This window comes from Syntrophales bacterium, assembly GCA_023228425.1.
Taxonomy (GTDB): Bacteria; Desulfobacterota; Syntrophia; order Syntrophales; family UBA2210; genus MLS-D.
Genome location: JALOBE010000033.1, coordinates 1 through 6,383, shown reverse-complemented (window position 1 = coordinate 6,383; position 6,383 = coordinate 1). Strand labels below are relative to the sequence as shown.

General features: G+C 58.0%; 4 protein-coding genes. 1 reads left to right on the top strand and 3 read right to left on the bottom strand.

Translation table 11 applies throughout. The features are described 5' to 3' along the window. Positions 1–601: 601 nt before the first annotated feature. The 3 genes from M0Q23_09905 to M0Q23_09895 form a co-directional block, all read right to left on the bottom strand. Positions 602–1,774 (bottom strand): CoA transferase, encoded by a 1,173-nt coding sequence (locus M0Q23_09905; protein MCK9528927.1) that lies wholly within the window; start codon positions 1,772–1,774, stop codon positions 602–604. 63 nt (positions 1,775–1,837) lie between these two features. Continuing rightward, a complete protein-coding gene (locus M0Q23_09900) occupies positions 1,838–3,355 on the bottom strand; it encodes a hypothetical protein (GenBank protein MCK9528926.1) in 1,518 nt (505 codons plus the stop codon). Positions 3,356–4,043: 688 nt separating this feature from the next. Beyond that, positions 4,044–4,217 carry a hypothetical protein gene (locus M0Q23_09895; GenBank protein MCK9528925.1) on the bottom strand — a complete coding sequence of 58 codons (174 nt, stop codon included), beginning with the start codon at positions 4,215–4,217 and terminating at the stop codon, positions 4,044–4,046. A 240-nt stretch (positions 4,218–4,457) separates the two neighbouring features. Here M0Q23_09895 and M0Q23_09890 point away from each other — a divergent pair, with 240 nt between their 5' ends. Beyond that, complete coding sequence (locus M0Q23_09890) at positions 4,458–5,837, top strand: CoA transferase (GenBank protein ID MCK9528924.1); 1,380 nt, start codon at positions 4,458–4,460, stop codon at positions 5,835–5,837. Positions 5,838–6,383 lie beyond the last annotated feature (546 nt).

Sequence of the window (6,383 nt, the reverse complement as noted above, 5' to 3'; positions counted from 1 at the left end):
GAAGAGCACCCATACTCCGTCGTTTCAAGGAACACACATACTCCGCCATTGCGAGGAACACCCATACCCCGTCACTTCGAGGAGCACCCACACTCTGTCATTTCGAGGAGCGAAGCGACGAGAAATCCTGCTTCTCCGCCATCACCATGAAAGATTTCTCCCTACGGTCGAAATGACGGAAGGGGACGGACGGACGCTTACGTCGAAAGGACAGTGGAAAGAAACAAGGTAATGGAGAAAAGCAATCAGAATAACGGAGGAGCGGCCATACCTCGTCGTTTCGAAGAGCACCCATACTCCGTCGTTTCAAGGAACACACATACTCCGCCATTGCGAGGAACACCCATACCCCGTCACTTCGAGGAGCACCCACACTCTGTCATTTCGAGGAGCGAAGCGACGAGAAATCTTGCTTCTCCACCATCACCATGAAAGATTTCTCCCTCCGGTCGAAATGACGGTAGGGGGACGGTCGGAATGACGAGGACAGAGAGGGACAAAATGACGGGGGGATGGCCTCAAGGACGGAGGAGGTCGGAATGACAGGGGGATGACCTCACCTCCGGTACCCTTGTACGAAGCCGTCAGCGTTTCATTCACTCTATATAACGCCCCGGGCGGCAAGATCGTCCATGGCGCCGTCGTCATACCCCATGTCGCGCAGGATCTCTCTCGTGTGCTCTCCGAGAGAGGGCGGATGGCTTCTCCAGCGCCGGGGAGGATCGTCGGAAAACTTCACGGGGAAGCGCTGCTGGGGAACGTCACCGTCCAGGGGATGACGCTCCCTGAACCACGTACCCCGGTACTGGATCTGGGGGTCCTGCAGGGCCTCTTCAAGGGTGTTCACCGGTGAAACGCAGAGATCGAACCCGGAGAACAGTTCCATCCACTCCCGTCGCGACCGCTGTTTCAGAATCGTCGACACCTCGGCGATGACTTCATCCCGACGGGCCTCGTCAAACTGAAGATCGATCAAATCCTCCCGACCGAGAGCCATACAGAAATTCCTCCAGAATTTTTCTTTCAGGCACCCCACGGCCAGGTAGCCGCCGTCGGCCGTCTCGTAGGCGCGATAGAAGGCAAAACCTCCGCCCACGAGTGTTTTCCCCCGTTCCGGCAGGATGCCCGTGGTCATGTAAGTTGACATGACCAGGCCGAGAAAGGGGGCCAGGCCATCGAGCAGTGCCGCGTCGACATACTCCCCCCGGCCCGTGCGCTCCCGCTTCAGCAGGGCCGCGAGAATTCCGATCAGTGCCGTGAGTCCCCCGGCGGGACCGCCTATCTGCACGCCCGGCGTAACGGGAGGACCACCCTTTTCACCCAGCAGATCCAGGACTCCCGAGAGGGCGAGCAGGTTGATATCATGGGCCGGATAATCCCGGTAGGGACCGTCCTGGCCGTAGCTGGTAATTGAGCACTGCACAAGCCGCGGGTTGATTTCCCGCAGGGTCTCATAGCCGATTCCGTCGCGGTCCATGCCCGTGCGGAAGGAGTCAATGAGTACGTCGGCTTTCGGTATCATGCGCAACAGAATGTCCCGACCCTCGGGATGCCTGATATCCAGCGTCATGGAACGCTTGTTGCGGCCCACGATATGGTAGAAACTGCCCATGGTTTTCACCAGAGGCGGCATGGAGCGGAACCCGTCCGGATTCCGGGGATTTTCTATCTTCAGGACATCGGCGCCGAGATCGCCGAGCATCCGGCCGCAGAGCCCCCCGGGCAGAAGCGATGAAAGATCGATAACCCTGAGTCCCTCCAGGGGCAGTGTCATGGCCGGTTCTCCTCAAAAAAACCCGGAACAGGTCCGGGCCGTTTCATTACATACGGCGGCAGGCTACTTTCCGCTCTGAAATCCATCGTCCCAGTCATAGCCCCAGACGGCGCTTCCCAGGGGAATCTTGTACCGCCTGCGCTCGTCGCGGGACGGGTACCGCCGTCCCGCCCCTTCGGACGGAAGCATCGAAACGGGGAACGCCGGCGGCAGAAGGCCGTACTCGAGGGCTTCTCTCTCCAGCCACTCCCTGTCGTCAGGGTGGGCGATGGAGATGAGCGCCGCCGCCCGTTCATAGCCCGAAAGACCTCGCAGGTTGACCATTCCGTACTCCGTGCAGACATAATTGGTAAACTGGGCCGGAACGTCAACCGACGACCCTTCCGGCAGAAAGGGAACGATGCGGGCGGTTCCGTGCCTGCTGCGGGAGGTCATGGCCGCCACACCGCGGCCTCCCCGGGACTGGGCACAAAAGACGTGGAACTGGAAAAAGCCCCCCGTCGATGAAATGGGACGTTTCTCGTAGAAGCCCGTGGAAATCTGGCCCAGGAGGTCCACGGCAAGGCAGGTATCGATGGAAATCATGTTGTCTATCCGGGTCAGAACGTTGAGGTTGTTCGTGTAGTCAATATCATACACCGCCATCTCCTGGTTTCGGTGGATCATCCTGTAGTACCGGTCGGCGTCCACGGGAAAGGCGAAAGTGTACACACTTCTGCCGCGATCCAGGCTCTTGTAAGCGTTGGTGACCTGGCCCGATTCGATCAGCCTGAAAAGCCCCATGTTCATCATTTCCGTGTGGATGCCCAGATCCTTGAACCCGGCCTCGGCCATGGCGGCAACGCAGGCCGACGGCAGGGCGCCGATGCCCAGTTGAACGACATCACGGTCGTGCATTATGGTCATGATGTGCCCGGCTATGTCCTGCTCCACCCGTCGGGGCTGGATGGCCTGTTCATTCACCTGGGGCCACTTATATCGTTCACAGTCCACGTCAACCCAGTAATCGATTTCATCGATATTGATCGTGTTGAAGCGGCCCCCTTCAGCCCAGGGATAGTCTGAGCGAACCTCAAAGACAATTTTCTTTGCGGTTTGTCTGAAAACGTTGGCGTTATTCGTGCCGTAGGACATATTGAAACAGCCCTGCTCGTCGGGCGGCGACGCGGCGTTGAACCACCAGTCCATACCACGGTTTTCCCTCACCGCGTGGGCGAAACGGTAATGATGGGCCCATGTACCGTAGGCCCAGCCCCACTGGGCCCAGTCGGAGACATTGTTCACGTCCCGGGCCTTGCGGTTCCAGGGGAAAAAGAAGAACTCGTGGACGGTATGATAGCGCTGCATGGGGTCTATGTCCTGGAGTTCCGGGTGGGGATAAAACATGGCGTACATCCAGAATTCAATATCCTGCAACTGCCCCGGACCAGGCCCCAGCCTCTTCGCCACAGCCTCGGTGCAGACCGTTGAATCGCCGCCGGCGGTGCCGTGATTGATCCAGTCACCGGACTTGACCATGTCAGCGATCTGTTCAGGCGTTCGTTTCTTGTCCCGAAGTTTTTGCTGAACAGGTGTTGTCATGCTGATTCCTCCCCGTGGGTTGTGTGTTGAGTAATGCGTCCTGCTCTGGTTGGAAACCGGCACCGGCCCGGAAGTGTCGAAGTGTCAATGTCTGTTTCGTTAATATTTCCAGAAGCCACTGTCAAGCACAATAGTCCGGCGGACCGGACCAAAAGGCCGCGCGCACCAGTGACCGGCCGCTGATTCAGGTCGTGACGAACTCGTACAAAGTCGAAAACCGTCCGATAGAGGACGGCTCTATATTCCGTCGTTTCGAGGATCTCCCATACCCCGCCATTATGAAGAATACCCATACCCCGTCACTTCGAGGAGCACTCATACCACGCCATTCCGGGGAGCACTCATACTCCGTCATTGCGAGAAGTACCCATATTTCGTCATTTCGAGGAGCGCTCGTATTCCGTCGTTTCGAAAAGTATCCATACCCCATCACTTCGAGGAACACCCATACCTCGTCATTTCGAGGAGTACCCATATTTTGTCATTTCGAGGAGCGAAGCGACGAGAAATCTTGCTTTTCCACCATCACAGCGAAAGATTTCTCCCTACGGTCGAAATGACGGAAGGGGACGGACGAAGTGACAGAGAGGGACGGAAGGACGAGGGGATGCCTCAAGGACGGAGGGGGACGGAAGGACGGGGGGATGCCTCAAGGACGGAGGGGGAGGCGAAAGGACTGGGGGATGCCTCAAGGACGGTGGGAGACGGAAAGACGGGGGGATGCCTCAAGGACGGTGGAGCGGGCAAAACAACGGAGAAGACTCATCGAAATGAAGCGATCGATCATGGCTTCGTAAAGATCCGCGGCACGGCGCGCACATTCTTCAGGATGGGCGAACACGGCGTAGAGGATTCGTTCCATGCTGGTTGTATCGTCAGGTCTTGCCCGGCATCGTTTCCTGTGATACAAAATATCATCGGCCCCGAAACCCGGCGGATTCACCTCACCCTGCTCTTACTTCCACTCCCATTACGGCTCGTCCCAGGCGCGAACCATTCCCGGCTGATGGTTGTCTGTACTCTTCTTTGATTGAAACGGTCCCGGCATTCCGGGATTCATCGCTACATCCGTCACATCAATCACAAAGGAGGGCATGTCCGTATGAAATTTCAGCACGACAACCGCATTCTCAAGAACGAAGAACAGATCGAAAAACTGAAGGCGACCATACCCGACTGGGTCCTGAAGCTCGAGCGACCGGAAACACCCCTGCTCATTCCCCGGTTCGGCCCCCTCCAGGGCATCCGGCTCGTCAGTTCGGGTATCGTGATCGCCCAACCCTTTGCGGCCACAAAAATGGCCATGTTCGGCGCCGAGGTCATCCACCTGGAACGCCCGGGAGGAGACATACACCGCCGCACCGGTCCTCACCTTATGCGGGGCGTGAGACCTCACGGCTGCGACTGGGCCAACGAAGCCGTGAACCGTCTCTCCTTCGGCCTGAATCTGAAAAATCCGCGGGGGATAGAACTCGGCATGGCCCTCTGGAAAATATCCGATGTCTGGATGGAATCGTCAGCCCCGGGAACGATCGAACGGGCGGGCGTAACACCAGAGCTTGCCCTGGCAGTGAATCCCAAACTGGTCATACTCCGCGTGAGCACCTACGGACAGTACGGGTCAAAAGAAATGCTCGGCAGGCCGGGATATGACGCCCTTGGACAGGCTTACGGCGGCATGGTTTCCGTCACGGGCGACCCGTCGGGACCTCCCCAGCGTGCCAAGGTCTACACGGCTGACTACCTGACGGCGCTGCACGGCTGGGCGGCGGTTCTGATGGCCCTCATGGAAGTTCGGCGTACCGGGCGGGGACAGGTCATCGACCTCTCGCAATTCGAAGCCGTTCATGCCAGCATGGGCTTCCAGATGCCCTGGGTCAGCGGCGAGGGAAAGGTCTCACCCCACACGGGCAACAAGGCGCCCACCTTTCAGCCCTATGACACCTTCATGTGCAAAGACGGCTACGTGTTCATCGGCGCTCTGGGACCCGTCATTTACGCCAGGGTACCTCAATTTCTCGGGCTTGATCCGGAAGAATACAGCTACGAGGCATGTTCACAGGATGCGGAAGCGGTTAACTCGGAAAAAGGGCTGGACCTTGACAGAAGACTGCGGGAATACTGCGCCGCTCGAACCCGCATGGAGGTTGAAAAGGAACTCAACGCCGCGCAGATAGGATGTTGCCGCGTGATGAACGCCCTGGACATGCTCAAGGAAGAACATTACAACTTGAGAGAGTCCCATGTTCCTGTTCTTGATCGGCAGTCCGGTGTCCCCATCCGGGTGGGAGGCGTCATCCCGAAAATGTCGCTGACACCGGGGTCGGTCTGGAGAGGTGCCCCGGCCATCGGCGAAGACACCACCGATATCATGAGCAAGCTGCTTGGTTTTTCAAACCACGAAATCCAGGAATATTACGCCGGCGGCATAATCCACAGGACTGAACCCTGCGAACAGCCGGCCTGCGACCCTCTCTACTGACACCGGCTCCATCAGTGTTTCCGGGCCGGGAGGAATCAGCTTCCGGCCTTTTTCTTTCCCCCTTCGTAAAGGGGCTTGAAAGGTTGGCAGGGATGAACCGTTAGCAGGTAAAATCCCCCCTGGCCCCCCTTTCGTAAAGGGGGGAACCGGGAAGGGCATAGCGCCTCCCGTAAGGAAGGCAGGATATAGGAAGATCGGACAAAGCCCGTTGGAAGTCCCCCTTTTGTAAGGGGACTTGAAAGGTTGGCAGGGATGGACCGTTAGCAGGTAAAATCCCCCCTGGCCCCCCTTTCGTAAAGGGGGGAACCGGGAAGGGCATAGCGCCTCCCCGCAGGGAAGGCAGGATATAAGGGGATCGGGTGAAACCCGTTGGAAGTCCCCTTTCGTAAAGGGGGATCGGGCGAAGCCCGTTAGAAGTCCCCCTTTTGCAAAGGGGGATTTAGGGGGATTTAAGGAGCTCCGCATGCAATACTACAACCCCAGGCTGAAGTTGCGGTCCAGGGAACTGCGAAATAATATGACCGATGCGGAACTGCTGTTATGGTC

Excerpts from the sequence above, each read along its gene's own strand:
- M0Q23_09905 (MCK9528927.1), bottom strand. The coding sequence starts at position 1,774 with ATGACACTGCCCCTGGAGGGACTCAGGGTTATCGATCTTTCATCGCTT.
- M0Q23_09900 (MCK9528926.1), bottom strand. The coding sequence starts at position 3,355 with ATGACAACACCTGTTCAGCAAAAACTTCGGGACAAGAAACGAACGCCT.
- M0Q23_09895 (MCK9528925.1), bottom strand. The coding sequence starts at position 4,217 with ATGGAACGAATCCTCTACGCCGTGTTCGCCCATCCTGAAGAATGTGCG.
- M0Q23_09890 (MCK9528924.1), top strand. The coding sequence starts at position 4,458 with ATGAAATTTCAGCACGACAACCGCATTCTCAAGAACGAAGAACAGATC.